2 protein-coding genes and 2 pseudogenes are annotated in these 3642 nt (G+C 67.0%); 2 read left to right on the top strand and 2 right to left on the bottom strand.

The features are described from left to right. Positions 1 to 621, bottom strand: a pseudogene (locus VIR09_RS13985) (FUSC family membrane protein); the annotation flags it as partial. Between the two features lie 340 nt (positions 622 to 961). Here VIR09_RS13985 and VIR09_RS13980 point away from each other — a divergent pair. After that, positions 962 to 1876, top strand: coding sequence for an EAL domain-containing protein (locus VIR09_RS13980; RefSeq protein WP_332013403.1), 915 nt, complete (start codon positions 962 to 964; stop codon positions 1874 to 1876). 163 nt (positions 1877 to 2039) lie between these two features. After that, positions 2040 to 2219 (top strand): hypothetical protein, encoded by a 180-nt coding sequence (locus VIR09_RS13975; RefSeq protein ID WP_332013402.1) that lies wholly within the window; start codon positions 2040 to 2042, stop codon positions 2217 to 2219. Positions 2220 to 2342: 123 nt separating this feature from the next. Here the strand turns inward: VIR09_RS13975 and VIR09_RS13970 are convergent. Beyond that, positions 2343 to 3642, bottom strand: a pseudogene (locus VIR09_RS13970) (malto-oligosyltrehalose synthase); the annotation flags it as partial.

Below are 3642 nucleotides of genomic sequence, written 5' to 3'. Positions count from 1 at the left end.
CTCCAGCGCGGCGCGTTGGGCGCTGCGCTGCGGGCGCGTGACGGCGCTCCAGGCCTCGGGGTCGGCGGCCGGCGCCAGCCCGGAGTACATGCGGGCCAGTGCGTCGGCGAAATCCGCCAGGCCGCGGTAGCAATGCGCGACGGCATGGGTGGCGTCCTTCCACGGCCGCCTGCGCCACACCAGCGCGGTCATCAGGATGGCCCAGGCCGCGCCGGCCAGGAAGAACAGCGTGTATGACAGGCTTTCCGTCCAGGTTGGAGCGGGCAGCTCGGCCGCCACCACGAAGCCCGCGGACAGCAAGGTGCCGACGATGGCCGCGGCCGGCCCCAGCACGCGCAAGAGGCCGCCGAAGGTGCAGCATACGAAGGTAAGCGGCAGCAACAACCACAGATGGGCGGCGCTGACGCTGGCCAGGAAGCAGAACAGCGCGCCGATCAGCCCCAACGCCAGCATCGCGCCGGCGCGCTGGCGCAAGGGGCCGCCCGGATCGCCGAAGCAGGCCCAGAACGCGGCGATGGCGCTCCAGCCCAGGCGCGGTTCATGCGCCAGCACGGCCAGGATGACGGGCGCGGCGCTGATGGCCGCGGCTTGGAGGGCGTCCAACCAGAGGACGTTGCGCAAGCAAGCGCGCCAACGGGAAAACAGGTTCTTCACGCTAGGAATACGGCAGCGGCAGTGGGCCCGGCAGGGCGAATGAGGCCAACCCTACCATGTCGACAAGGAATTCCGGCGGGAGGCGGGCAGGGCTTCGGCGATAGCGGCTTCGTTCATGAATCCGAGCAGCTTAATACGTATGGATACATATATGTGACTTTGCCGCCGCAGGGGCGCAGAATTGCCTGGAACAAAGTCTGGAAATGGCATACAAAAAGCGCTGTAGCTGGGAATACTCAGTCCAATGTGCCTCTTTCTGCGCCCGGACAGCGCAGGTTACGCCCAGGGGTACGCAAGGAGTGTCGACATGATGTCGAATCACGAGGCTTCCACAGACTCGGTGGCGAGCGACGACGAGATCGCCGCCATGATCACCGGCAAGGATGGCCTGCGCATGCTGTTGCAGCCGCAGGTGGACTTGCTGACAGGCAGGATCGTGTCGGCCGAAGCGCTGGCGCGCTGGCGGCATCGGCGGCTGGGCATCATCATGCCCTCCGAATTCATCCCGGCGGTCAATCGCCTGGGGCTGGACAAAGTGCTGTTCGAACGCGTCTGTCTGCGGGTCATAGACATGCTGCTGACGATGCGGCGCGCCGGCATCGCGATCCCCGTAGCCATCAATGCGCCGGCCTCCACCTTGTCGGATGAAGCGGCGGTGGATTTCCTGCTGGACCGCATTTACGCGGCGGAACTGCCGGCATCGCTGGTCCGGGTGGAACTGACGGAAGACCAGCCCATTCGCGAACTCGACGTGCTGCGCGCCACGCTGCTGAAGCTCGAAAACGCGGGCTGCGAAGTCAGCCTGGACGATTTCGGCACCGGCCATGCCTCGCTCAAGCTGCTGTCGGCGCTGCCGCTGTCGGAAGTCAAGATCGACCAGTATTTCGTCACGCGCATGCGGCGCAGCGCCGTCGCGTTCGAAGTGCTGCGCACCGCCGCCGAACTCGCCAACCGGTTGGGCCGGCGCGTGGTGGCCGAAGGCGTCGAGAACGTGGCGGACATTCCCGCCTTGCGGGCCGCCGGTTGCCGCTACGGACAGGGCTTCGCGCTGGGCCGTCCCATGCCGCTGGACGAATTGACGGTCCGCCTGCGCACGCAGCGCGACCAGGGCGAACCGCTGGCCGCGCCCGCCGCCTACACCTCGTCCTGGCTCGATACCTACGATGCTTCCGCCCAGGAGCCCCAGTCCGTGCGCGGCAAGCGGCACGCGGCCACGCAATAGCGCCGGCCGCCAAGCGCATTTTTTACCGGCTGGGCCGGACTTTACCCTCGGGCCTTGCGTCCCCCATGCGCTCAGGAGCGCGGACGGCTAGCTGCCGGGTTTGGGCATGCGGGTTGCTGTATGGATGACGGCGGAGTTTTTTCCGTCTTCCAGGAGACTTGCAATGCCCAATCAGAACCAGCCCGACCAGCAAAAGCAGCAGCAGAAGCAACAGGCCCAGGAAAACCCCAAGGACCGCAATCAGCCTGGGCAGCAACAGCCCGGCCAGCCCGGCCAGCATGCCGATAAAGACCGGCAGCAACCTGGCCAGAACCCCGGGCAGCAAAGCAAAATGCCGCGCTGACTCGTAGACCGCGTGTTCCGGACCCTATAGTCGGGCGGGTATCGCGGTAACAAGACGGCCTTGTCCCGCTGTGGGCGGACAAGGCCGTTTTTTCATGCACGACATCCGCGCAAGGACTCATCATCAGGGATGAGCGGACAGGCACAACGCTACCGGCAGGTCGTGCAACAGCTCATGCAGATGCAGCGCGCCGTCGGGGCCGGGCTGCACCCTCTCACCGCTTACAGCGTTGCGCCACGCCATGCTCTTCATGACATCAGGCGGACAGATGGCGGTACCTGCCCAGAACTGCCGCGCCGTTGCAGGCTCGCCGCTCGCGTAGCCGGACAGCTGGCGTGCGCACAGCCGCGGGGCAATGATCAGGGCAGCCTCCTCTTCGTCACGCCGCAGCCAGGCAAGAACGTGATGGGCATTCGGGCCGGTTACCTTCAGGCGGTCGCAGCCTCCATGGCTGGACAATGCCGGATGGCGCCGCCGCGCCGCCAGCAGCCGCTGGATCAGCGCCTGCTTGACCGCCCCGCTGCGCCAGTCCGATTCCCGCGTGGACATTCTGCCTTCAGCGGCCGGGGCCTGGGCCAGCAGGGAAATCCGCCGCGGATAGTCCACCGCGCGCCGGTTGTCGGGATCGACCAGGCTGTAATCCCATAGCTCGGTCCCCTGGTACAGGTCCGGCACGCCAGGCAGCGTATTGCGCAACAGTGTCTGCGAGAGGCTGTTGATCATCCCCGCGGGCGCCAGCCCCAAGGCATAAGCCGCGATCTCCGCCATCAGGCGGCGTCCAGGACCCGCATCCTGCAGGAACGCAAGCGTGGCGCGCGCGGCGTCTTCGTATGCGGGATCCGGATCGGTCCAGCTGGTGTGGATTTTCGCCTCGCGCAGGGCCTTGAGCTGCCACTGCGCCACGCGTGCGGTCCAGTCGGCCATGACGTCGGCCTTATGCTCAACCGTGTCAGCCGCCCAATCCGCCGGCCATGCGCCCACCAGGGTCTGCACGAGCATGTAGCGGTCCGCCAGGGAAAGATGGCCGCCATCCGGCAATGCGCGGATCCAGCGATAGGCGGTCTTGCGCCATTCTTCGGGCATTTCCGACAACACCGCCAGACGGCACCTCGTGTCCTCGCCGCGCTTGTGGTCGTGCGTGGCTGTGGCCAGCATGGCATGGGGGAAGTCGGTCGCGCGGGCCTGGACCAGGGCGTGAAAGGCTTCGGGCGCCAAGGCGAATCGAGCTGGCGATGCGCCGACTTCGTTGCGCGACAACAGCGGGCCGTAGCGGTAGAACAGCGTGTCTTCGAGCGCCTTGGCGGCGAGCGGCGGTGTCAGTTGCTGGAACCGGCGCAAGGCCTCGGCTACGTCGGCTCCGGCTTGCTGGCGTGGCCCGATCCCGTGGTCCGGCGCCGCGCGCCTGGCGACGTCGCCGCCCAGC

This window comes from Achromobacter sp., assembly GCF_036567245.1.
Classification (GTDB): Bacteria; Pseudomonadota; Gammaproteobacteria; order Burkholderiales; family Burkholderiaceae_B; genus Achromobacter.
The sequence above is the reverse complement of the archived record's forward strand: the minus strand, read 5'-3'. Positions and strand labels throughout refer to the sequence as shown.